Origin of the sequence: Streptacidiphilus sp. ASG 303 (assembly GCF_020991365.1) — a bacterium.
Taxonomy (GTDB): domain Bacteria; phylum Actinomycetota; class Actinomycetes; order Streptomycetales; family Streptomycetaceae; genus Peterkaempfera.
Map to the genome: position 1 here is coordinate 21,674 of NZ_JAJLRA010000022.1, position 23,261 is coordinate 44,934.

At 77.1% G+C, this 23,261-nt stretch carries 20 protein-coding genes; 15 read left to right on the plus strand and 5 right to left on the minus strand.

Annotation, left to right across the window (positions count from 1 at the left end; genetic code table 11):
- Positions 1–284: 284 nt before the first annotated feature.
- Both LO771_RS22570 and LO771_RS22575 read left to right on the plus strand, forming a co-directional pair.
- Entirely contained in the window at positions 285–1,763 is a 1,479-nt protein-coding gene (locus LO771_RS22570; protein ID WP_230745586.1) for an NAD-dependent malic enzyme, read from the plus strand.
- 454 nt (positions 1,764–2,217) lie between these two features.
- Positions 2,218–2,499: an HU family DNA-binding protein gene (locus LO771_RS22575; protein ID WP_055585110.1), complete on the plus strand. Its 282-nt coding sequence runs from the start codon at positions 2,218–2,220 to the stop codon at positions 2,497–2,499.
- Between the two features lie 175 nt (positions 2,500–2,674).
- Here the strand turns inward: LO771_RS22575 and LO771_RS22580 are convergent, their stop codons facing one another.
- A complete protein-coding gene (locus LO771_RS22580) occupies positions 2,675–3,409 on the minus strand; it encodes a hypothetical protein (protein WP_230745588.1) in 735 nt (244 codons plus the stop codon).
- Between the two features lie 241 nt (positions 3,410–3,650).
- Between LO771_RS22580 and LO771_RS22585 the strand changes: the two genes are divergently transcribed.
- A complete protein-coding gene (locus tag LO771_RS22585; RefSeq protein ID WP_230745590.1) occupies positions 3,651–5,198 on the plus strand; it encodes an ATP-binding protein in 1,548 nt (515 codons plus the stop codon).
- Positions 5,199–5,283: 85 nt separating this feature from the next.
- Here LO771_RS22585 and LO771_RS31430 read toward each other — a convergent pair whose 3' ends face one another.
- Positions 5,284–5,904, minus strand: coding sequence for a YdeI family protein (locus LO771_RS31430; RefSeq protein WP_230745593.1), 621 nt, complete (start codon positions 5,902–5,904; stop codon positions 5,284–5,286).
- The gene (locus LO771_RS22595) at positions 5,901–6,575 is read right to left on the minus strand and encodes a TetR/AcrR family transcriptional regulator (RefSeq protein WP_230745595.1); all 675 of its coding nucleotides are present in this window, start codon (positions 6,573–6,575) and stop codon (positions 5,901–5,903) included. The genes LO771_RS31430 and LO771_RS22595 overlap by 4 nt, the downstream gene beginning before the upstream one ends.
- Before the next feature lie 41 nt (positions 6,576–6,616).
- On the opposite strand from LO771_RS22595, the gene LO771_RS22600 reads away from it, so the two are divergent.
- Positions 6,617–7,345: an SDR family NAD(P)-dependent oxidoreductase gene (locus LO771_RS22600; RefSeq protein WP_230745597.1), complete on the plus strand. Its 729-nt coding sequence runs from the start codon at positions 6,617–6,619 to the stop codon at positions 7,343–7,345.
- Between the two features lie 144 nt (positions 7,346–7,489).
- Here the strand turns inward: LO771_RS22600 and murA are convergent, their stop codons facing one another.
- Entirely contained in the window at positions 7,490–8,830 is a 1,341-nt protein-coding gene (murA, locus tag LO771_RS22605) for a UDP-N-acetylglucosamine 1-carboxyvinyltransferase (protein WP_230745599.1), read from the minus strand.
- A 316-nt stretch (positions 8,831–9,146) separates the two neighbouring features.
- On the opposite strand from murA, the gene LO771_RS22610 reads away from it, so the two are divergent.
- From LO771_RS22610 to LO771_RS22635, 6 genes are all read left to right on the plus strand, one after another.
- Positions 9,147–9,716: a YqgE/AlgH family protein gene (locus LO771_RS22610; RefSeq protein WP_230745601.1), complete on the plus strand. Its 570-nt coding sequence runs from the start codon at positions 9,147–9,149 to the stop codon at positions 9,714–9,716.
- Positions 9,717–9,891: 175 nt separating this feature from the next.
- Positions 9,892–10,188, plus strand: a complete 297-nt coding sequence (locus LO771_RS22615) for a DUF3039 domain-containing protein (protein WP_230745603.1) — start codon at positions 9,892–9,894, stop codon at positions 10,186–10,188.
- A gap of 44 nt (positions 10,189–10,232) precedes the next feature.
- Positions 10,233–11,630: a beta-N-acetylhexosaminidase gene (locus tag LO771_RS22620; RefSeq protein WP_230745605.1), complete on the plus strand. Its 1,398-nt coding sequence runs from the start codon at positions 10,233–10,235 to the stop codon at positions 11,628–11,630.
- A 347-nt stretch (positions 11,631–11,977) separates the two neighbouring features.
- Positions 11,978–12,871, plus strand: a complete 894-nt coding sequence (locus LO771_RS22625; protein WP_230745787.1) for a xanthine dehydrogenase family protein subunit M — start codon at positions 11,978–11,980, stop codon at positions 12,869–12,871.
- Positions 12,868–14,199 carry a 2Fe-2S iron-sulfur cluster-binding protein gene (locus LO771_RS31705; protein ID WP_374228222.1) on the plus strand — a complete coding sequence of 444 codons (1,332 nt, stop codon included), beginning with the start codon at positions 12,868–12,870 and terminating at the stop codon, positions 14,197–14,199. The genes LO771_RS22625 and LO771_RS31705 overlap by 4 nt, the downstream gene beginning before the upstream one ends.
- Positions 14,196–16,619, plus strand: a complete 2,424-nt coding sequence (locus LO771_RS22635) for a xanthine dehydrogenase family protein molybdopterin-binding subunit (protein WP_230745606.1) — start codon at positions 14,196–14,198, stop codon at positions 16,617–16,619. Before LO771_RS31705 ends, LO771_RS22635 begins: the two co-directional genes overlap by 4 nt.
- Before the next feature lie 136 nt (positions 16,620–16,755).
- On the opposite strand, the gene LO771_RS22640 is transcribed toward LO771_RS22635, so the two are convergent.
- On the minus strand, positions 16,756–17,664 hold the full coding sequence (locus LO771_RS22640; protein WP_230745608.1) for an alpha/beta fold hydrolase: 909 nt from the start codon (positions 17,662–17,664) through the stop codon (positions 16,756–16,758).
- A gap of 123 nt (positions 17,665–17,787) precedes the next feature.
- Between LO771_RS22640 and LO771_RS22645 the strand changes: the two genes are divergently transcribed.
- The 5 genes from LO771_RS22645 to LO771_RS22665 all read left to right on the plus strand — a co-directional run bounded on the left by LO771_RS22645 (position 17,788) and on the right by LO771_RS22665 (position 23,174).
- The gene (locus tag LO771_RS22645) at positions 17,788–19,347 is read left to right on the plus strand and encodes an MFS transporter (protein WP_230745610.1); all 1,560 of its coding nucleotides are present in this window, start codon (positions 17,788–17,790) and stop codon (positions 19,345–19,347) included.
- Positions 19,348–19,458: 111 nt separating this feature from the next.
- Positions 19,459–21,243: a DEAD/DEAH box helicase gene (locus LO771_RS22650; protein ID WP_230745612.1), complete on the plus strand. Its 1,785-nt coding sequence runs from the start codon at positions 19,459–19,461 to the stop codon at positions 21,241–21,243.
- Positions 21,244–21,458: 215 nt separating this feature from the next.
- Positions 21,459–21,725 (plus strand): TM2 domain-containing protein, encoded by a 267-nt coding sequence (locus LO771_RS22655; RefSeq protein WP_374228223.1) that lies wholly within the window; start codon positions 21,459–21,461, stop codon positions 21,723–21,725.
- A gap of 4 nt (positions 21,726–21,729) precedes the next feature.
- Positions 21,730–22,167: a DUF2752 domain-containing protein gene (locus LO771_RS22660; protein WP_230745621.1), complete on the plus strand. Its 438-nt coding sequence runs from the start codon at positions 21,730–21,732 to the stop codon at positions 22,165–22,167.
- A 356-nt stretch (positions 22,168–22,523) separates the two neighbouring features.
- Entirely contained in the window at positions 22,524–23,174 is a 651-nt protein-coding gene (locus tag LO771_RS22665) for an IclR family transcriptional regulator (protein ID WP_230745623.1), read from the plus strand.
- The last annotated feature ends 87 nt before the right edge of the window (positions 23,175–23,261 follow it).

Sequence of the window (23,261 nt, forward strand, 5' to 3'; positions counted from 1 at the left end):
CGAAGCGACTAAGGTTGGGCCCGGGGGCTTGGATCGGGCCGGTGCCGTATCCAGACTAACCCATGGGCCCCGGAGGCCATTCCCGTCGCGCGGGATTTTCCGGGGAACCCCCGTTCGGGGCAGCGGGGAGGGGCCGTCCGCGCGACGCCCGGCGCACCCGTCCGTCCCGCCGCCCGTCCCGGTGTTCGAGACCGTATTTACGGCTACCCGCCGGTAGGTGGCAGCATCGGATCCCTGAACAGCACAGACGGTGTGCGAAGCGAGTGCAGGGAAGAAGGACGTCGATGGCGACGGTGCCGAGCGTGTCGAATTCGATCACTGTGCGGATGGAGCTGCCCGCCCGGGGCAACGCCGTGAGCATGATCACCACCGCCGTGGAGTCCTCCGGCGGATCGGTCACCGGCCTCGACGTCACGGCCTCCGGCCACGAGCGCCTGCGCATCGACGTCACCGTCGCCGCCTCCTCGGTCGCCCACGGCGAGGAGATCGTCGAGAAGCTGCGCGCCATCGACGGCGTCGCCATCGGCAAGGTCTCCGACCGGACCTTCCTCATGCACCTCGGCGGCAAGATCGAGATGTCCGCCAAGCACCCCATCCGCAACCGCGACGACCTCTCCATGATCTACACCCCCGGCGTCGCCCGGGTCTGCATGGCGATCGCCGAGAACCCCGAGGACGCCCGCCGCCTCACCATCAAGCGCAACACCGTCGCCGTCGTCACCGACGGCTCCGCGGTGCTGGGCCTCGGCAACATCGGCCCCAAGGCCGCGCTGCCCGTCATGGAGGGCAAGGCCGCCCTCTTCAAGCGGTTCGCCGGCATCGACGCCTGGCCGCTCTGCCTGGACACCCAGGACACCGACCAGATCGTGGAGATCGTCAAGGCCATCGCCCCGGGCTTCGCGGGCATCAACCTGGAGGACATCTCCGCCCCCCGCTGCTTCGAGATCGAGGCCCGGCTGCGCGAGGCCCTGGACATCCCGGTCTTCCACGACGACCAGCACGGCACCGCCATCGTCGTGCTCGCCGCCCTCACCAACGCGCTGCGCGTCGTGGGCAAGGAGATCTCGCAGGTCCGCGTGGTGATGTCGGGCGCCGGTGCCGCCGGCACCGCCATCCTCAAGCTGCTGCTCGCGGCCGGCGTGGAGCACGCCGTTGTCGCCGACGTGCACGGCGTCGTCCACACCGGCCGCGGCGACCTCGGCGAGGTCGCCGACGGCACGGCCCTGCGCTGGATCGCCGAGCACACCAACCCCGAGGGCATCACCGGCACCCTCAAGGACGCGGTGCGCGGCGCGGACGTCTTCATCGGCGTCTCCGCCCCCAACGTGCTGGACGGCGACGACGTCGCCGCGATGGCCGACGACGCGGTGGTCTTCGCCCTGGCCAACCCCGACCCCGAGGTGGACCCGGCCGTCGCCCGGCAGACCGCCGCGGTGGTCGCCACCGGCCGCAGCGACTTCCCCAACCAGATCAACAACGTGCTGGTCTTCCCCGGCGTCTTCCGCGGCCTGCTCGACGCGCAGAGCCGCAACGTCAACACCGAGATGATGCTGGCCGCCGCGCGGGCGCTCGCCGCCACCGTCCAGGAGGACCAGCTCAACGCCAACTACATCATCCCCAGCGTCTTCCACCCGGACGTCGCCAAGACGGTCGCCGCCGCCGTCCGGGAGGCCGCCCTGGCCACCGGCAGCGCCCCGGCGCACGTCCCGGCGGGCACCGTCGGCATCACCGAGGGCGGCGACGGGACCCACCCGGTCCTCTGACCGCCGCCCCCGCACCCGCGCCCGCCGGGGCCCGCGGGGCGCCCCTGCCCTTGCGACACAAGGGCAGGGGCCTGTTTGGGGTTGTCGGTGCCAGGGCGTACGGTAGCCCTGCACCGGTGAGACGTGCCGGACACGTGCGGAAACGTCCGACACGCCCCGGAACGTCCCCCAGGTGCCCGGCGAGAGTCCGCCGAGCGCCCTCCCGGCCTCGGACGGCGCGGACGGCCCCGTCACCGCTCCGGCGGGCGGCGCTGTCCGTGTGACCCTCCCGGGTGCCGGATTGGCTTTCTCGGTGCTGGTGGGGGCAGGATTCGTTACCGGGCAGGCGGTGGAAGCGGCTTGGGACAGCGGAGCCGGACCCCTGCCCGCCGCAACGTGCGGAGCGGCTGCCGGACCGGACCCCGCTTGCCGGGCCCTCCGGGAGCCGCCACGCGATCAGACCACAGGAGTACACATGAACCGCAGTGAGCTGGTGGCCGCGCTCTCCGAGCGCGCCGAGGTGACGCGCAAGGACGCGGACGCCGTCCTGGCCGCCTTCGCCGAGGTCGTCGGCGACATCGTCGCCAAGGGCGACGAGAAGGTCACCATCCCCGGCTTCCTGACCTTCGAGCGCACCCACCGCGCGGCGCGCACCGCCCGCAACCCGCAGACCGGCGACCCGATCCAGATCCCGGCCGGCTACAGCGTGAAGGTCTCCGCCGGTTCCAAGCTGAAGGCCTCCGCCTCCGGCAAGTGAACCGGCAGGGCCCGCGCCCTGCCGGACCACGCACCACCCCGGGGCCGGGGCGGGCGGCTCTCCACGAGGCCGCCCGCCCCGGCCCCGGGCGTTCCCGGGCCGTTGCGGGGCCCGGCCGCACGGCTGCCCCGCCCCACGCCGCCCGGCCCCGCCCGCCGGCCCCGCGCCGCCCCGCTCAGCCCCGGGGCGTGCCGCCCAGCCAGTCCTCCAGCCGCCGGCGCACCCCGCCCCACCGCGCGTCGTGCCTCGCCTGCCGGGCGGCGGCCCGCTCCCGCTTGCGCTCCGACCGGTACAGGCGGCGCGCCCACGGCGAGTCCACCCGGGCCAGCCGCACCGCGCCCACCAGGGCGACCACCGGCACCAGCACGCCGATCACCCCCAGCCGGTACTTCCCCTTCGCCAGCGCGGCCACGACGAAGAGGAAGTTGACCGCCACCGTCGACACCAGCGACGCCCGGTCGGCCCGCTCCGCCTGCCCCACCTCGTCCACCCCCAGCGGAACCGCCCCGAGCAGCACCACCCCCACGGCCGCGGCGGTCAGCACCACCATCTCCACGGAGCGGCGGCCCTCCTCGGTCCAGTAGACGTCCTGCAGGTGCAGCACCAGCGCGAACTCGTCCATGACCAGCCCCGCGCCCACGCCGAACACCACCCCTGCCGCGGCCTTCCCCGCCCCCTGGCCCGGCGCCGCCACGGCCGCGAACCCGCCCGCCACCGCCAGCAGGATCCCCGGCACCACGTGGTGGATGTGGACGCCTCCGCTGCTGACGTTGCGGAAGGGGCCGCGCCCGGCCCGGATCAGCCGGGTGACGGTGCGGGTGGCCAGGAAGGTCAGCACGAACGCCAGCAGGCAGAGCAGCAGCGGCAGCTTGCCCGGCTCGACGATGTTCCGGTACCACCAGTGGCCCATGCCCACCCACCTCCGGCGGCGGCCGGGCGGCGTCCCGCGGCGGTCCGGGCCGGCAGCCCCCACCCCAGGCTAGGCCGTGCCGGGCCGTGCGCGCCGGTCAGGCGCACGCGGGACCCTCCCGCCCGCCGACGGGCGGCAACGGCCCGGCACGGCCCGGCCCCGGACCGCCCCGGGTCGCGCGTCCGGCGCCCCCGGGGTGTACTCCGGAGTGAGGAGCAGCCACCGACGACGGGACGGGCCCATGGACGTCCACCACCCCGAGGCCCCGGGGACCCCCGACGCGCCCGGGGTCCCCGATGCCCCCCGGACCCCCGGACCGGCCCTCCCCAAGCCGCCGGAGGTCTTCGACCGCGACGCCGAGTGGGCGGCGCTGGCGGACTTCGCCCGCGACCCGCGGCCCGGCTCGACCCTCGGCGTCGTCTCCGGCCGGTCCCGGCAGGGCAAGACCTTCCTCCTCGAAGCCCTCACCCGGGCGGCGGACGGCTTCTACTTCGCCGCCCAGGAGGCCGCCGAGTCCGAGTCCCTGCAGCGCCTCGCCGACGAGCTCGCCCGGCACACCGGCGCCGCCCGGCCCGCCCGCTGGACCGGCTGGGACGACGCCCTCGACGCCCTGCTCGCCCTCGGCGCCGACCGGCCCGTCCCGGTCGTGCTCGACGAGTTCCCCCACCTGGTCCGGCAGAGCCCCGCGCTGCCCTCCACCGTGCTGCGCGCCTGGACCCGCGACCACGACGGGCAGCGGCGCGGCCGCGCCCGGCTGCTGCTGAGCGGCAGCGCCCTGTCCGTGATGAACCGCCTGTTCAGCGCCACCTCGCCGCTGCACGGCCTGGCCGCCCTGCGGCTCTCCGTCGGCCCGCTCGGCTTCCGCCGGGCCGCCCGCCTCTGGGGCGCCGACGACCCGCACCTCGCGGTCCTGCTCCACTCCGTCGTCGGCGGCACCCCCGCCTACCGGTACGCCTACGTCCGCGACGACGCGCCCGCCGGCCCCGGCGACTTCGACGCCTGGGTCGTCCGGACGGTCCTCGACCCGCGCGTCCCGCTCTTCCACGAGGCCGCGCACCTCGTCGAGGAGGAGCCCGCCCTCACCGACCGGGCCGTCTGCCACTCGGTGCTCGCCGCCGTCGCCGCCGGCTGCACCGGCCGCGGCGACGTCGCCGTCCGCCTCGGCCTGCGGCTGGAGGACGTCTCCCACGCCCTGGTGCCGCTCCAGGACTGCGGCCTGCTGGAGGCCGTGCCGGACGCCTTCCAGCCGCACCGGGTCCACCTGTGCATCGCGGAGCCGCTGCTGGCCTTCGAGCACGCCGTCCTGCGGCCCCACCGCTCGCGGCTGGAGCAGGAGCCCGCGGCGCGGGTGTGGGCGGAACTGCGCGGCACCTTCCGCACGCGGGTCGTCGGCCCCCACTTCACCCGGATCTGCCGCGAGTGGGTCCTGGACCACGCCGGCCCCGGCACCTTCCCGGGCGAGCCGGCCGCCGCCGGACCGGGCACCGCCGCGGACTCCGGCCGCGACGGCGCCGCCCTCGCCGTCGACCTCGCCGTCCGCGGCCCCGCCGGACGCCGCCCCGGCGCCCTGCTCTCCGTCGGCACCACCGCCTGGGACCGCCCGCTGGACCTCCCCGACCTCGCCCACCTGCGCCGCGCCCTGGACCTGCTCGCCGCCCGGGGCGAGGACACCTCCCGCACCCTGCCCGCCCTCTACGGCGCGGCCGGCTTCACCCCGGCCCTGGAGGCCGCCGCCGCCCGCGGCGAGGCCCTGCTCGTCGATCCGGACCGGCTCTACCACGGGTCGTGAGACCGGTCGGGGCCGTCCCGCGGGCCGGGAGCACCCGGGCCCCGAGGCCCCGCGGGCCGGGGCGCGCCGCGCGCCGGGCCGGGGCCTACCCCTGGCCCGGCGGCTCCCGCCGCGCCGCCCCCTTCGGCTGCCGCCACTGGTTCGCGCGGCGCCCGACCGCCGCCTCCGCCACGGTCTCCCGGACCCGGGCCGCCCGGGTGGCCTCCCGTTTCGCGGTGCCGATCCACTCCAGGACCGCCCGCCGGGCCGAGCGGGGGAAGGCGTCCCAGTGGCGGCGCGCGTCGGGCGCGGCGTCCAGGGCGGCGCGCAGGTCATCGGGCTCCACCAGGTCCTCGACCCGGTCCAGGGCCGTCCAGGAGCCGTCGGCCCGGGCGGCGGCGACCGCGGCGAGCCCCGCCTCCGCCATGAGCCCCTGCGCGGTGAGGCGCTCCGCACGCTCCCGGTTCAGCCGCGACCAGCGGCTCCCCGGCCTGCGGGGGGTGACGAGCAGCCTGGTCCGGGAGTCGTCGACGCGCCGGGGCACGCTGTCGACCCAGCCGAAGCAGAGCGCCTCCTCGACCAGGTCGCCGTACGGGACCCGGGGGTGCCCGCTCCCGGCCTTCCAGGTGACCGCCCAGACGCCGGGGGTGTCCGCGTGGTGGGCCGACAGCCAGGCCCGCCACTCCTCCCGGGACTCCACCTGCACCCTCGCGTACGCCTCGCTCACGGCGCCCCTCCGTCCTCGTCCCGGTCCTCCCCGGCCCCGCCCCCCGCAGGCCCGCCGCGTGCCGCCCCGCCCCCCGCGGCGCCGTTGGCCGCCTCGTCGACGAGCCGCCGGGCCAGCCGCAGCCCTTCGGCGGCCGGGCCGTCCGGTCCCAGGTGGGCGGCGCTGGTGTACGCGCCGTCGACCAGGACCGCCAGCCGGTCGCCCAGCACCCGGCCGCGGGGACCCCCGCACACCCGCACCGACAGCTCCGCCAGCCGCCGGCGCAGCTCCGCGCGGTAGTCGCGGGCCGCCCGGCGCGCGGGGTGGGCGGCGTCGCCGTACTCGACGCCCGCGTTGTGGAAGGGGCAGCCGCGGAACCCGGGGCGGCGCAGGTCCTCCTCGACGGCGTCCAGCACCCGGTGCAGCGCCGCGGCCGGGTCGGCGTCCGGCCCGGACCCGGCGTCGACCAGGGCGAGGATCTCCCCGGCCAGGCGGCCGAGGTAGGCGCCGACCAGGTCGTCCTTGGTGGGGTAGAGCCGGTACACGGTCGCCTTGCCCAGCCCGGTGTCGCGCACCAGCTCGTCCATGCCGACCTCGTGGACGCCGCGGGCGTAGAACAGGCGCGCCGCGCTGTCGAGGACGATCCGCTCCCGCTCCTCGCGGGAGCGGCGGGTCCTGCCTTCCGTCATCATGGGACCATGGTACGGACCGATCCGTCACAAAGGGAGACGCCATGACCCCGACCCCCGCGGCCCCCGTGGCCCTCGTGACCGGGGGCGCCCGCGGCCTCGGCCTGGAGGTGGCCCGGCAGCTGGCCGCGACCGGCGCCGACGTCCTCATCGCCGCCCGGGACCCGCGGGCGGCCGCCGCGGCCGCCGGACCGGACGGCGTGCGGGCGCTGCCCGTCCCGCTCGACGTCGCCGACCCCGCCTCGGTCGCCGCGGCCGCGGCGGTGCTCGCCGAGGAGCCCGGCCGGCTGGACGTGCTGGTCAACAACGCCGCCGCGTACGTCGACTGGTCCGAGACGGCGGCCGGCGCCGACCTGGAGGCGGCCCGCGGCGTCCTGGAGGTCAACCTCCTCGGCGCCTGGCGCCTCACGCAGGCCCTGCTGCCGCTGCTGCGGACCAGCCCCCACCCCCGGGTCGTCAACGTCAGCAGCGGCGCCGGCTCCCACGCCGACCCCGCCTTCGGCCTCACCGCCCGCGGCGGCGCGGCGGCCTCGTACGGCGTCAGCAAGGCCGCGCTCAACGCGCTGACCGCCACCCTCGCCGCCGAACTCGCGGACACCCCGGTCATGGTCAACGCCGTCTGCCCCGGCCTGACCGCCACCTGGCCCGGCGCCGAGCGGACGGGCGCCCGCCCGGCCGCGGTGAGCGCCGAGGGCGTGGTCTGGGCCGCCACCCTGCCCGACGACGGCCCCCGCGGCGGCTTCTTCCGCGACCGGCGGCCGCTGGGCTGGTGACCTGCCCACCGGGCGTGCGCGCCGTTCCGGCGGGCACGGCGCCGAGCGGTCCCCCGCCGGGCCCCGACGACACGCGGCCGGGCCCCGGACGGCGTGTCCGGGGCCCGGCCGCGGCGTGCGTGCGGGGCGTGCGTGCGGGGCGGGTCAGACCGCGGCGGCCGCCTCGGCCGGGGTCTCGACCTTGGCGCCCAGCGCGCGGAGCTTCTCCATGAAGTTCTCGTAGCCGCGGTTGATCAGGCTGATGCCGTGGACGGTGGAGGTGCCCTCGGCGGCGAGCGCGGCGATCAGGTACGAGAAGCCGCCGCGCAGGTCGGGGATGACCAGGTCGGCGCCCTGCAGCCGGCTCGGGCCCGAGACGACGGCGGAGTGCTGGAAGTTGCGGCGGCCGAAGCGGCAGGGGGTGCCGCCCAGGCACTCGCGGTAGAGCTGGATGTGGGCGCCCATCTTGTTGAGCGCCGAGGTGAAGCCCAGCCGCGACTCGTACACCGTCTCGTGGACGATCGACAGGCCCGTGGCCTGGGTGAGCGCGACGACCAGCGGCTGCTGCCAGTCGGTCTGGAAGCCGGGGTGGACGTCGGTCTCCAGGGCGATCGCGTTGAGCTCGCCGCCGGGGTGCCAGAAGCGGATGCCGTCGTCGTCGACCTCGAAGGCCCCGCCGACCTTCCGGAAGGTGTTGAGGAAGGTCATCATCTCCAGCTGGCGGGCGCCGCGGACGTAGACGTCGCCGTGGGTGGCGAGGGCGGCGCAGGCCCAGGAGGCGGACTCCAGGCGGTCCGGCAGGGCGCGGTGGTTGTACCCGCCGAGGCGGTCCACGCCGGTGATGAGGATGGTGCGGTCGGTGCCCATGGAGATGATGGCGCCCATCTTCTGCAGCACGCAGATGAGGTCGACGATCTCCGGCTCGATCGCGGCGTTGCTCAGCTCGGTGATGCCCTCGGCCAGGACGGCCGTGAGCAGCACCTGCTCGGTGGCGCCGACCGACGGGTACGGCAGGCGGATCTTGGTGCCGCGCAGGCGCTGCGGGGCGGTGAGGTAGAGGCCCTCGGCGTTCTTCTCCACCACGGCGCCGAACTGGCGCAGCACGTCCAGGTGGAAGTCGACCGGCCGGTCGCCGATGTGGCAGCCGCCCAGGCCCGGGATGAAGGCGTGGCCCAGGCGGTGCAGCAGCGGGCCGCAGAAGAGGATCGGGATGCGCGACGAGCCGGCGTGGGCGTCGATGTCGGCGACGTTGGCGCTCTCCACGTGCGAGGGGTCGAGGATCAGCTCGCCCTCCTCCTCGCCCTGGCGGACGGTGACCCCGTGCAGCTGCAGCAGGCCGCGGACGACCTTGACGTCCCGGATGTCGGGGACGTTGCGCAGGCGGCTGGGCTCGTGCCCGAGGAGGGCGGCGACCATGGCCTTCGGCACGAGGTTCTTCGCGCCGCGGACACGGATCTCGCCCTCGAGCGGGGTGCCGCCGTGGACAAGCAGGACGTCGTCGGTCATGTCTCTCGCATTCCCGGGTGTGCGGTCGGTGCGGGGTGATGCTCGCACGGAGGGGCGGCGGGCGGGGAGGTGCCGCCCTCGGCGGGGAGGGCGCCCGCGGCTCAGGCCGGGCCCTCCGCTTCCTGAAGATGGTAATGGCCGTCCGGCCGGTTCCCCTGTGGCGAGGACGGTCTGGGGGGCGGTTGAAACCCGCCGGACGGACGGATCGGATGTGAGGTATGTCACTCCGGCCCGTCCGCGGGGAGTCCGACCGGCCGCACCTACCCCCGGCCGCGTCGGCTATCCGTGCGGCGGTCCCATGCGGGATCATGGGTCCATGACCGAGGTCTCCTCGCTCACCGGGCGGCTGCTCGTCGCGGCGCCCGCGCTGACCGACCCCAACTTCGAGCGGGCCGTGGTGCTCCTCCTCGACCACGACGAGGAGGGGTCGCTGGGGGTCGTCCTGAACCGGCCCACCACGGTCGACGTCTCCGCCGTCCTGGAGCCCTGGGCGGAGCTCGCGGGCGATCCCCCCGTGGTCTTCCAGGGGGGACCGGTGTCGCTGGACTCCGCCCTGGCGATCGCCGTGGTCCCGGGCGAGCCCGCCGAGGAGGACCCCCTGGGCTGGCGGCGGGTGCACGGCGCCATCGGCCTGGTGGACCTGGAGGCGCCGCCCGAGCTGCTGGCCGCCGAACTGGGGTCGCTGCGGGTCTTCGCGGGCTACGCCGGCTGGTCCCCGGGCCAGCTGGAGGACGAGCTGGCCGAGGGCGCCTGGTACGTGGTGGAGTGCGAGCCCGGCGACGTCTCCTGCCCCGAGCCGGACCAGCTCTGGCGCTCGGTCCTGCGCCGCCAGCGCGGCGAGCTGGCCATGATGGCCACCTATCCGGACGACCCGACGATGAACTGAGCGGCCGCCCCGGGGCCGCACCGGCCGGCACCCGCCCCGCGCGGTCCGCGCCCCCCGCCTCGGCGCCCTTCCCGGGCCCCGTCCCGGAACCCTCCCCGGAACTCCCCCGGATCCGCCCGCGACCGGCCCGGCGGCCTGGCGGCGACCCCGGGTGCGGCACCTAGACTTGGGTCGTATGAGCACTCTCGAGCCCGAGCGCGGCCACGGCACCGGCACCCTCGTCGAGCCGACCCCCCAGGTGTCCAACGGGGACGGCGACCACGAGCGCTTCGCGCACTACGTCCAGAAGGACAAGATCATGGAGAGCGCGCTCTCCGGTTCGCCGGTGGTCGCGCTCTGCGGCAAGGTCTGGGTCCCGGGCCGCGACCCGAAGAAGTACCCGGTCTGCCCGATGTGCAAGGAGATCTTCGAGTCGATGCCGCTCGGCGGCGGCGACAAGGACAAGGGCGGCAAGGGCGGCGGCAAGGGCTGACGGTCCGCCCTGCCGTCCGGTGCCCCGCGGGGCAGGATGGCCGTATGGACCTGCTACCCGACCCGCTCGACGCCCACCGGTACGGGGACGGCCAGTGCATCGCCCTCGGGCCCGGCACCGCGCTGTCGGCCGGGCCGGGCGCCGGGCGGGCCGAGCGGTGGCTGCGCGCCGAGCTGGGCGCGGCCACCGGCCTCCCGCTCCTCCCGCCGGAGGCGGCGTCCGGCGGGTCCGGCGGGCCCGCCCACGCGGTCAGGCTCGCCGTCCACCCGCTGGTCACCGAGGAGCTGGGACCGGAGGGCTACCAGGTCATGGTGTCGCCCAACGGGGCCGACGTCTTCGGCGGCGGCCCCGCCGGGGTCTTCTGGGGCGCCCAGACCCTGCGGCAGCTCCTCGGCCCGGACGCCTACCGGCGCGCCCCGCTGGCCGGCCGCTCCTGGCACCTGCCCATCTGCCGCATCCAGGACGCGCCCCGCTTCGCCCGGCGCGGCCTGCTGCTCGACGCCGCCCGCCGCTTCCTGCCCCGGCGCGACGTGCTGCGGTACCTCGACCTGATGGCCGCCCACAAGCTCAACGTGCTCCGGCTCCGCCTCCACCCCGACGCCGTCGCCGCCCCGGCCGAGGGGGCCCCGGCCGGCCCCGGCGGGGCCCGCGACGGCGTGCCGCACGGAGGCCTGCCGCACGGAGGCCCGGCGCACGGAGGCCGCTACAGCCGTGACGACCTCCGTGAGATCGCCGCGTACGCCGCCGAGCGGCAGATCGCCGTCGTCCCTGGCATCGGCCTGCCCGGGACCGGCCCCCCGGGGGCGGACGGGGGCGGCGCGCCCGCCGGGGGGCCCGGACCCGGCCCCGCCGCGGAGGCGCTGGAGGAGGTCCGGGAGGTCTTCGGGCACCCCGCCGCCCCCGGCGGCGGGAGCCCCCCGCCCGGGGACGGCGGGTCGTGGCCGGACGGGGAGGGCGGCGCGGTCCCGGTGCGGTCCGCGGCCGAGGCCGCCGCGGCGGCCGCCGCCGGGCGCGACGTGGTGGTGTGCCCGGAGCAGGCGCGCCTCGACCGCCCGCGGTCCGGCGCCCGCGACGCGCCCGGGACGGCGGACCGCGTGCTGACGGTCGCCGACGTCTACCGACTCGAACCGGTCCCGCCGGGGCTGCGCGCCGACCCGGAGGCCGCCCGGCGCGTCGTCGGCGTGCGGGCCGAGCTGTGGAACGAGGCGGCCGGGGACGCCCGCGACCTGGACCGCCTCCTCTTCCCCCGCCTCGCGGCCTTCGCCGAGGTCGCCTGGTCCCAGCTGCCGGCCGACCCCGCCGAGCGCGACCTCGACGGCTTCGGGCGGCGCCTGGCGGTCCACCTGGCCCGCCTGGACGCGATGGGCGTGGAGTGCCTGCCGCCCGGGGGCCCGCACGCGTGGCGGCACCGGCCCGGGGAGGCGGGCCGCCCGGCCGTCTGACGCGGGGGCCCGGGGCCGCCGCCCGCCCCCCGGGACCGCCCAGGGGGCCGGGGGTCCGCGGCCGACCGGCCGTCAACCGGCGCGCCGCCCGCCCGGGGAACCTCCGCCGCGGCCCGTCCGTCAGGACGGGTGTGGTCGCCGGCGTGCCCGGTCCGCCCGGCTTGGGGGGCTTTGGTGCGCGGGCGTGCGCCGGGCGCGGAGGAGCGCCCCCGCACCCCGTCAATGATCACCGTGCATTGTGTGCCAGAGTTGCCCCGCCCGGAGGGTTTGCACGTACCGTACGGGCGGGGAAGGGGCGGCTTCGTGAGCGAGCAGAGCGCGGTGAGGACAGGGTGAACCGGACCATCATGCTGCCGGCCACGCTGGAGGAGGCCGTCGAGGCGCTGGCCGCCGCGCCGGCCGCCGTCCCGGTCGCCGGCGGCACCGACCTCATGGGCGCCGTCAACGCCGGGCTGCTCCGCCCGCCCGCCCTCGTCGGCCTCGGCCGGATCAGCGAACTGCGCGGCTGGCGCTACGAGGACGGCGGCACCGCGGTCCTCGGCGCCGGGCTCACCCACGCCCGCATGGGCCGCCCCGACTTCGCCGCCCTCATCCCCGGCCTCGCCGACGCCGCCCGCACCGCCGGCCCCCCGCAGATCCGCAACTCCGGCACCCTCGGCGGCAACATCGCCACCGCCGACCCGGCCGGCGACACCCTCCCCGTGCTCGCCGCCCTGGAGGCCGCCGTCACCCTGACCGGCCCCGCCGGCTCCCGCGAGGTCCCGGTCAGCCACCTGCTCACCGGCCTCGACCCCATGCGCCCGGGCGAACTCCTCGGCTGGGTGCGGGTGCCGCTGCTGCACGCCCCGCAGGTCTACCTCAAGGCCACCGGCCGCAGCGGGCCCGCCCGCGCCGCCGCCTCGGTCGCCCTCGTCCTCGACCCGGCCCGCCGCGCCGTCCGCTGCGCGGTGGGCGCCGTCGCCCCGGTGCCGCTGCGGCCGCTGGAGGCCGAGGCGTGGGTCTCCACCTGCATCGACTGGGACGGCGAGCGCGGCATCGACCCGGCCGCCCTCACCGCCTTCGGCGAGTACGTCGCGGGCGCCTGCGTGCCCGACCCGCAGGCCCTGGCCGACCCCGGCGGCCCCGCCCCCGGGGCGGGCGACGGACCGGCCCCCGCCGGGGGGCCGCCCGCCGCGGCCCAGCGGCTCCGGCGTACGGTGGCGGTTCTGGCCCGACGTGCACTGGGGAGGGCGCTCAAGTGACGGACCACCCGACCCCGGACGGCGGGCAGGACACCGACGCGGCGCAGGGGTACGGCACGCCCGCCCCCGGCGGCCCGTACGACGGCGCCCCCCCGTTCGGTGACGCCCCGTTCGCCGACGCCCCCTACGGCGACACCCCGTACGGCGACACCCCCTACGCGGCGGAGGAGCCGGGCGCGGAGGAGCACGGCGGGCACGGCACGCCCGCGTACGGGACGCCGGTGGGGGGCGCGGAGCGGCCCTGCGCCTCGTACACGCTGCGGGTCAACGGCGCCGACCGCCCGGTGGCCGACGCCTGGATCGGCGAGAGCCTGCTCTTCGTGCTGCGCGAGCGGCTGGGCCTGGCCGGCGCCAAGGACGGCTGCGAGCAGGGCGAGTGCGGTGCCTGCTCGGTGCAGGTGGACGGCCAGCTGGTGGCCTCCTGCCTCGTGCCCGCGGCCCTCGCCGCGGGCGGCGACATCCAGACCGTCGAGGGGCTCGTCGACGACGGCGTGCCCTCCGACGTGCAGCGGGCGCTGGCGGAGAGCGGCGCCGTGCAGTGCGGCTACTGCGTGCCGGGCCTCGCCATGGCCGTCCACGACCTGCTGCAGCGCAACCACCGGCCGAGCGACGTGGAGGCCCGGGAGGCGCTCTGCGGCAACCTGTGCCGCTGCACCGGCTACCAGGGCGTCCTGCGGGCCGTCCGCACGGTCGCCGGGGAGCGCGCCGCGGCCGCCGCCGAGCCGGAGCACACCGCCCCCGCGTCCGAGGCGCCCGCGCAGGCCGACGGCGGCCCGGCCGCCCCCGCGCCGGCGGACCCGGCCCCGGCCGCCCCCGCGGCCGACGCCCCCGATGTCCCCGCGGCCCCCCTTCCGGACCCCGGCGCCGAGCCGCCCGTGTACGCGGACGTCCCCCACCCGGGGTTCGAGCCCGCCCCCGGCGGCCCGGCCGCCGCCCCGCCGCCCCCTGCCGAGGTCGACCCCCTCTTCGGCCCCCTCGACGCCGTCCTGGAGGCCGCCGCGGCCCCGCAGGCCGGCGAGCCCGCCCCCGCCGCCTACGGCACCTACGCGCCCGACCCCTACGGCACGGGCGTCTACGCCGAGGAGCCGTACGCCGGCGCCTACCACCCCGACCCCTACCGGCAGAGCCACGGCGCGGACACCGCCCCCGTGCCCGACCTCTACACGCCGGACGGCCAGGCGGCCTACGATCCCGCGCACGGGCTGGGACCGCAGTACGGCGCGCACCCCGACCACGGGACGCCGCCGTACGGCACCCCCGCCCCCGACGGCAGCCTCCCCCGGCCCCCGGCCGGGGGGACCCCCACTCCCCAGGATGACCGCGCATGACCGCCCCCACCGACACCGCGTCCGGCGCCCCGGGCGCCGGACCCGCCCCCGAGCCCGGCAGCGCGGCCGGCGGCGTCCTCGGAAACGTGTTCGGAGCCCCGGCCGCCCCGGCCGAGCCCGCGGCCGGCGCCGCGGCGGAGGAGGCCGCCCCGGAGCCGGAGCCGTTCGGCCTCGGCAGCTCCCCGGTCCGCCAGGACGCCCTGCCCAAGGCCCTGGGCGTCTACCCCTACGCCGCCGACCTGTGGGCCGAGGGGCTGCTCTGGGGCGCCGTGCTGCGCTCCCCGCACCCGCACGCCCGCATCGTCTCCGTCGACGCCTCGGCCGCCCTGGCCCTGCCCGGCGTGCACGCCGTGGTGACCGCCGCCGACCTGCCGTCCGACCACGGGGGCCGCGCCGCCGGGGCCCCGCACGGCCCGGTGATCGCCGACCGGCCGGTGCTCGCCGCCGAGGTCGTCCGCCACCAGGGCGAGCCGGTCGCCGCCGTCGCCGCCGACCACCCCGACACCGCCCGGCTGGCCGCGGCCGCCGTCGCCGTCGAGTACGAGGTGCTGGAGCCGGTCACCGACCCGGAGAAGTCCTTCCACGCCGGTCCGCTGCACCCGGACGGCAACCTCTTCCGCCACCTGCCGCTGCGCTTCGGCGACCCGGACGCCGTCGGCGACGTGGTGGTGGAGGGCCTGTACCAGGTCGGCCGCCAGGACCCCGCGCCGATCGGCGCCGAGGCGGGCCTGGCCGTGCCCCGCCCCGACGGCGGCGTGGAGCTGCACGTCGCCTCCACCAACCCGCACGGCGACCGCGACCGCGCCGCCGCCTGCCTGGGCCTGGAGCCCGACCGGGTGCGGCTGGTCGTCACCGGCGTGCCCGGCGCCACCGCCGACCGCGAGGACCTCTCCTTCCAGGTCACCCTGGCCCTGCTGGCGCTGCGCACCGGACGCCCGGTCAAGATGGCGCTCGGCCGCGAGGATTCCTTCCACGCCCACGCCCACCGCCACCCGGCGCTGCTGCGCTACCGCCACCACGCCGACTCCCTCGGCCACCTGGTCAAGGTGGAGGCGCAGATCCTGCTGGACGGCGGCGCCTACGCCGACGTCTCCAGCGAGGCGCTGGCCGCGGCCGCCGCCTTCTCCGCCGGGCCCTACGTCGTCCCCCACGTCTTCGTCGACGCCTGGGCCGTGCGCACCAACAACCCGCCCGCCGGCCGCATGCGCGGCGAGGGCGCGCTCCAGGCGTGCTTCGCCTACGAGTCCCAGCTCGACAAGCTCGCCGCCAAGCTGGGCGTGGACCCGCTGGAGATCCGCCGCCGCAACGCCATGGCCACCGGCGACCTGATGCCCACCGGACAGGCCGTCACCTGCCCCGCCCCCGTGGGCGCGCTGCTGGACGCGGTCGCCGCCGAGCCGCTGCCGCCGCTCCCGGTGGACGAGCCCGACACCGAGTGGCTGCTGCCGGGCGGCCCGCACGGCGCCGGCGACCCGGCCGCGGTGCGCCGCGGCATCGGCTACGCCGTGGGCATGGTGCACATGCTGGGCGCCGAGGGCGCCGACGAGGTCTCCACCGCCACCGTCCGCGTGAGCGGCGAGCAGGCCACCGTGATCTGCGCCGCCGTCGACGCGGGCCAGGGCTTCGCCACGCTGGCCCGGCAGGTCGTGCAGGACGTGCTGGGCGTCACCGACGTGTGGATCGCGCCCGTCGACACCGACCAGCCCGCCGCCGGGCCCACCGCCCGCGGCCGCCAGACCTGGGTGTCGGGCGGCGCGGTGGAGAAGGCCGCCCTGATGGTCCGCCACCAGCTGCTCCAGCCCATCGCGGCCAACTTCGGCATGTCCCCGGAGCTGCTCCAGATCGCCGACGGCAAGATCACCTCGTACGACGGGGTGCTCGGCATGCCGGTCTCCGAGGCGCTGGAGGGCAAGGAGCTCTGGGCCACCGCCCAGTGCCGCCCCCACCCCACCGAGCCCCTGGACGACGCGGGGCAGGGCGACGCCTTCGTCTCCGTCGCCTTCTGCGCGATGCGGGCCGTGGTCGACGTGGACATCGAGCTGGGCGCGGTCCGCGTGGTCGACGTGACGGTGGCCCAGGACGTGGGCCGGGCGCTGAACCCGCGCCAGATCGAGGCCCGGATCGAGGCCGGGGTCACCCAGGGCGTGGGCCTGGCGCTCCTGGAGGAGCTGCAGGCCGAGGACGGCCGCCTGGTCAACCCGTCCTTCACCGGCTACCGGCTGCCGACCGCGCTGGACACCCCCGAGGTGCGGATCGCGGCGCTGCTGGAGGAGCGCGACGTGGTGGCGAGCTTCGGGGCCAAGGCGGTCGGGGCTGCACCCGCCGTGGTCGCCCCGGCCGCCGTGGCCGCCGCCGTCCGTGCTGCCACGGGACGGCCCGTCACCCGCCTTCCTGTCCGGCCGCAGGACGCCGTCGTCTGACCGTTGCGCCGGCCGACCTGCGGGACTGTCGTTTCACCACACCGTTGCCCGTACGTACGCGGCCGGACCCGCACCGGTTCGACGGCGGCCCGGCGGGCCGGCCGCGTCCGCCCTCCGCGCCCGCCCCGCGCCCGGCTCACCCGCCCGCGACGAACCCCGCCACCAGCCGCCGGAAGGCCTCCGGCTCGTCCACCCACGGGTAGTGGCCGCAGCCGGGCAGGGTGGTGTGGCGGGCGTCGGGGAACTGGGCCGCCACCACCCCGCCCGCCGCGACCCCGCTCGCGCCGTCCCGGTCGCCGGTCACCACCAGCACCGGGACCGCGAGGCCGCCCAGGGCGTCGGTGACCGCGCGCCGCGCCGCGTCGTCGACGCCCTGCCAGAAGGCGGCCCGCGGCACCGGGTGCAGCTGGTCCCCCTCGGCGGCGGCGTGCGCCTGCTGGCGGGGCCCCCAGTGCCCGTACGTCCCCGGCGCGACCCGCGTCAGCAGCCGCTTGATCTCGGCGAGCTCGTGCGCGGTCGCCAGCTTCTCCAGGGCCGCCACCGCCTCCGGGTACCAGGGCTCGTCCGACCGGCTGTGGAAGATCTCCTGCGCGTCGGCGGTCGGGCGGTCCTGCAGCCGGGTGCCGGGGGTGACCAGGACGAGGCGGCTCAGCCGCTCCGGGTGCCGGGCGGCGTAGGCCTGCGCGACCACGGCGGCGGCGGAGTGGCCGAGCAGGGCGATCCGCTCCAGGCCCAGGTGCGCCCGCAGCGCCTCGACGTCCTCGGCCAGCCGGGGGAAGGAGTAGCCGGCCGGGTCGACGCCGACCTGGGACTCGCCGGTGCCCCGCAGGTCGGGCACGACCAGCGTCAGCGCCCGGTCCAGTCCGCCGAGGTCCTCCAGGTAGGCGGCGTCCCGCCCGGGGCCGCCCGCCAGGCACACCAGGACCGGCGCGGCGCCCCCGCCGCCGTCCCCCGTGCCGCCGTGCGGGCCGTCGTCGGGCCCGGGGCCCAGCACGCGGTAGGCGAGGGAGGTGCCGTCGTACGACGCGTAGCGCTCCGTGGTCATGGGACCTCGTCTTCCCCGCCCGTCCCGGTCCGACGCGGCCCGGGGGACCAGGACCGCGGACCGACAGCCGACCGGACCAAAGGTCAGGAGCAAAAGGTGCAGTGAGGCCTTACCCTTTTCCCCATGACCACCGCCTCCTCCCCGCGCACCGGACGCCGACCCGACGACCCCTCCGGCGGCCCCGGCACAGCGGCGGAACCGGAGGCGGAGGCCGGCGGGGTGCTCTCCGGCCCCTACCGGGCCCTCACCCTCGGCATCGTCTCCGTGGTCCTGCTGATCGCCTTCGAGGCCACGGCCGTCAACACCGCCATGCCGGTCGCCGCGCAGCACCTGCACGGCCTCGGCCTGTACGCCCTCGCCTTCTCCGGCTTCTTCACCACGAGCCTGCTCGCCATGGTGGTGTCGGGGGAGTGGTGCGACCGGCGCGGCCCCATGGCGCCGCTCTTCACCGGCATCGCCGTCTTCGCCGCCGGGCTGCTGGTCGCCGGCACCGCCGTCGGCATGTGGCCCTTCGTGGCCGGCCGCGCGGTGCAGGGCCTCGGCGCCGGACTGGTGATCGTCGCCCTGTACGTGGTGGTCGGCCGCGCCTACCCCGAGCGGTTGCGGCCCTCGGTCTTCGCGGCCTTCTCGGCCTCCTGGGTGCTGCCCTCGATCGTCGGCCCGGCGGTCGCCGGCACCGTCACCGAGAACCTCGGGTGGCGCTGGGTCTTCCTCGCCATCCCCGTGCTCGTGCTGCTGCCGCTCGCCGTGATGGGCCCGGCGCTGCGCCGCGCCGAGCGGGCCGAGCGGGAGCGCGGCGACGCGCCCCCGCCCTCCTGGGACCTCGACCGCCGCCGCATCCGCCTCGCCCTCGCCGTCTCGGTCGGCGCCGGGCTGCTCCAGTACGCCGGACAGCGCCTAGACGCGCTCGCACTGCTGCCCGCCGCCGCGGGCGCCGCGCTGCTCCTGCCCGCCGTGACCCGGCTGCTGCCGCCCGGCACCCTGCGGGCGGCCCGCGGGCTGCCCACCGTGATCCTGATGCGCGGCGTGGCGGCGGGGGCGTTCTTCGCGGCCGAGGCGTTCATCCCGCTCATGCTGGTCACCGAGCGGCACCTGACGCCGACCCTGGCCGGGCTCTCCCTCACCAGCGGCGGCCTGACCTGGGCGCTGGGCTCCTGGCTGCAGGGCCGCCCCGCCGCCCAGCGGCACCGCCACGCGATGATCCGGGCCGGGTTCGCGCTGACCGCGGCCGCCATCGCCGGAGCCGCCCTGGCCCTGGTCCCGGCGGTGCCGCCGGCGGTGGTCGCCGCCGCCTGGGCGGTGGGCGGCATCGGCATGGGGATGGCGGTCTCGTCGATCAGCGTCCTCATGATGAGCCTGTCCGCCCCGGACGAGGCGGGCGCCAACTCGGCCTCCCTCCAGGTCTGCGACGCCCTCGGCAACATCCTGCTGGTCGGCCTCGCCGGGGTGCTCTTCTCCGCGCTCGGCGGCGCCGCCCAGGCCGCCGCGACCGCCGGGGGCGCGGGGGCGGGCACGGGCAGCACCGGCGGCTTCGCCGTGGTGTTCGCCGTGATGACGGCGGTCGCGCTGCTCGGCGCGGCGCTCTCCGGCCGCACCCGCCCGGCGGCCGCCCGTACGGTGCCCGGCACGCCCGCCGGTGCGCCGGCGGAGCCGCCGCCCCCGGAGGCGCCCGACGGGGTGTGACGGGCACCCGACGCCCGCGGGGCCGGTAGTCTTGGCGGGTTGTCCGACGACAGACCGGCTGGGTGTTGCGCCTCTGACCTGGGGCGATGCCCGACGAACCCCTCGGAGACCGTGAGTACCGCGACCACTTCCCACCACCTCTCCCCGGCCTTCCCCGGACGCGCCCCGTGGGGCACGGCGGGGAAGCTCCGCGCCTGGCAGCAGGGGGCCCTGGACAAGTACGTCGAGACCCAGCCGCGCGACTTCCTCGCGGTCGCGACGCCCGGCGCCGGCAAGACGACGTTCGCGCTGACGCTGGCGTCGTACCTGCTCCACAACCACCTGGTGCAGCAGGTGACGGTGGTCGCCCCGACCGAGCACCTGAAGAAGCAGTGGGCCGAGGCGGCGGCGCGGATAGGGATCCGGCTCGACCCGGCGTACTCCTCCGGACCGCTCTCCCGGGACTACCACGGCATCGTCGTCACCTACGCGGGCGTCGGCGTCAACCCGATGCTGCACCGCAACCGCACCGAGGGCCGCAAGACCCTGGTGATCATGGACGAGATCCACCACGCGGGCGACAGCAAGTCCTGGGGCGAGGCGTGCTTCGAGGCGTTCGAGCCCGCCACCCGGCGACTCGCCCTCACCGGCACGCCCTTCCGCTCGGACACCAACCCCATCCCGTTCGTCAGCTACGAGGCGGGCTCCGACGGCATCCGCAAGAGCGTCGCCGACTACACCTACGGCTACGGGCACGCCCTCGCCGACCACGTCGTGCGGCCGGTGATCTTCCTCTCCTACAGCGGCAACATGCGCTGGCGCACCAAGGCCGGCGACGAGGTCGAGGCGCGGCTCGGCGAGCCCATGACCAAGGACGCCATCGCCCAGGCCTGGCGCACCGCCCTGTCCCCGCAGGGCGAGTGGATGCCCAACGTGCTGCGCGCCGCCGACCGGCGCCTCACCGAGGTCCGCAAGGCCGTCCCCGACGCGGGCGGCCTCGTCATCGCCTCCGACCAGACCGCCGCCCGCGCCTACGCCAAGATGATCCGCGAGCTCACCGGCCACCGCGCCACCCTCGTCCTCTCCGACGAGGCCGAGGCGTCCCAGCGGATCTCCGACTTCGCGGAGAGCGACGACCGGTGGATGGTCGCCGTCCGCATGGTCTCCGAGGGCGTCGACGTGCCCCGGCTCGCGGTCGGCGTGTACGCCACCTCCATCTCCACGCCGCTCTTCTTCGCCCAGGCCGTCGGCCGCTTCGTCCGCGCCCGCAAGCGCGGCGAGACCGCGTCGGTCTTCCTGCCGTCGGTGCCGATGCTGCTGGGCTTCGCCAACGAGATGGAGCTGCAGCGCGACCACGTCCTGGACCGGCCCAAGAAGGAGAGCGAGGGGCTCTTCGACGAGGAGGACGCCCTCGTCGCCCAGGCCAACCAGGCCAAGGACGAGCCGGACGGCCAGCAGGAGGGGTTCTCCTTCGAGGCGCTGGAGTCGGACGCGGTCTTCGACCGGGTGCTGTACAACAGCATGGAGTTCGGCATGCAGGCCCACCCCGGGAGCGAGGAGGAGGAGGAGTACCTCGGCATCCCCGGCCTGCTGGAGCCCGACCAGGTCCAGATGCTGCTGCAGAAGCGGCAGCACCGGCAGATCCAGCGCAGCAAGGCGAAGCCGGCCGAGGAGGCCGACCTCCTGGAGGTGCCCGCCGAGAACCGGCCCGTCGTCACCCACCAGGAGCTGCGCGAGCTGCGCAAGGAGCTCAACACCCTGGTCGCCGCCTGGCACCACCGCACCGGCCAGCCGCACGGCACCATCCACAACGAGCTGCGGCGGGTGTGCGGCGGGCCGCTGACGGCGCAGGCGACGGCCGGCCAGCTCAAGGGGCGCATCGCCAAGATCCGCGAGTGGGCCTCCGCCGCGCGGTGACCGGCGGCGCGGCCGGGGGCGGGGCCGGTGACGGGGCCGGGCGCGCGGCGGGGCGCCCGTGTGCGGGACTGTGCGGAACCGGGGGAGAAACGGTGGAGACAGCCGATCCGATGATCGGCTAGTGTGCCGGTCGCCGCCACGCGGCACGACCCTTCCCGGAGCCCGGACCCGCGTCCGGTACTCCGTGCTGCCCACCCCGAGGAGACCAGAACCCCGTGTCCCACCCCACCGCCCCCGGCGCCCCCCAGCCCGTCGACGCCAACGGCCGCCCGCTCTCCGACAAGTCGAAGATCGTCGCGGGCGTGCTGCAGCTCTTCCTGGGCGGCTTCGGAGTGGGCCGCTTCTACACCGGCCACGTGGGCATGGGCATCGCCCAGCTGCTCACCTGCGGCGGGCTCGGCGTCTGGGCGCTGATCGACGGTGTCCTCTTCCTCGTCAGCAACGACCGCACCGACGCCCAGGGCCGCGTGCTGCGCGGCTGACCCGGTGTCCGGCACCTCCGCGCCCCCTCCCGGCCCGCCGGGCGGGGGGCGCCCCCGAGCGGCCCGGCGGCCCCACCCCGCCGCCGGGCCGCTCGGCGTGCTCGCCGCCGCCGCGGCCGGTGCGGCGTACCTCTGGAACCGCGACCCCCACCGCCCCGGGCAGCTCCTGCCGCCCTGCCCCTGGCACCTCGTCACCGGCCTGCTGTGCCCCGGCTGCGGCGGCACCCGGATGGCCTACGACCTGATGCACGGCCACGGTGCCGCCGCCTGGCACGACAACGCCGCGCTGCTGGCCGCCCTGCCGGCGGTCGCCCTCCTGTACGGGCGGTGGCTCGGGCACGGCCTGCGCGGGCGCCGGTACCGGCCGCGGCTCGGCCGCACCGGCACTCTCGCCGTCCTGGGCGCCGCGGCCGCCTGGACGGTCCTCCGCAACCTGCTGTGACCCCGGTCCCCGGCGGACCGGGCCCCCGGGGACCCGCCTCCCGCGGACCGTGCCGCCGCCCGCCGCCTGTCCGGACTCCGGACCCCGGGCCGTCCCAGGACACGGAAAGGTCTCGGTGACCGGACGTTTCGACCGGGATGTCCGTGATGGAACCGCTGCGGTGTCACGATCATGACCGAATTTTGGACAACCACTTCCGCTGAGTGCTTCCGGCTCACTACCTTTCGTGCACGCTTCCACGGGGGAAGCGCCGCGGGGCCGACGACGCCGACGACGCCGTCGCCTGCCCCTGCGCGTCCGAACGGAGCCTGTCCCTCCGTCGGGACCGGTGACCGCCGCGGAAAGGAACGAGCGTCGTGACCGCCGAGACCTCCCAGACCCTCGACAGGGGCGTCAGAGTCCTCAAGCTCCTCGCCGACTCCGAGCGCGGCCTGACCGTGACCGAGCTGGCCGGCCGACTCAGCGTCAACCGCACCGTGGTCTACCGGCTCCTCGCCACCCTGGAGCAGCACGGCCTCGTCCGCCGCGACATCGGCGGCCGCGCCCGTGTCGGCCTCGGCGTGCTGCGGCTCGCCCACCGCGTACACCCCCTGCTGCGCGAGGCCGCACTGCCCGCCCTGCGCAGCCTCGCCGAGGACCTCGGCGCCACCGCCCACCTCACCCTCGTCGACGGCAGCGAGGCGCTCGCCGTCGCCGTCGTCGAGCCCAGCTGGACCGACTTCCACGTCGCGTACCGCACCGGCCTGCGCCACGCCCTCGACGACAGCGCCGCCGGCCGCGCCATCCTCGCCGCCCGCGCCACCGGCAACGGGCACCGGCCCGACCCGGGGTTCGTCATCACCCGGGCCGAGGAGCAGTCCGGCGCCTGCGGTGCGGCCGCCGCCCTGGTGGGGCTCAGCGGCATCGAGGGCAGCGTCGGCGTGGTCATGCTGAGCGGGCTCGTCCCCGAGCGCGTCGGCCCGCGCGTCGTCGAGGCCGCCACCGAGGTCGCGGACGCCCTGCGCTGAGGCCCCGGGCCGCCCCCGGGCCGTCCCCCACCGCCGCGGGCCGCACCGGGCCCCGGACCGGCGCCGGCCCCCGCGGGGCCGCCCGCA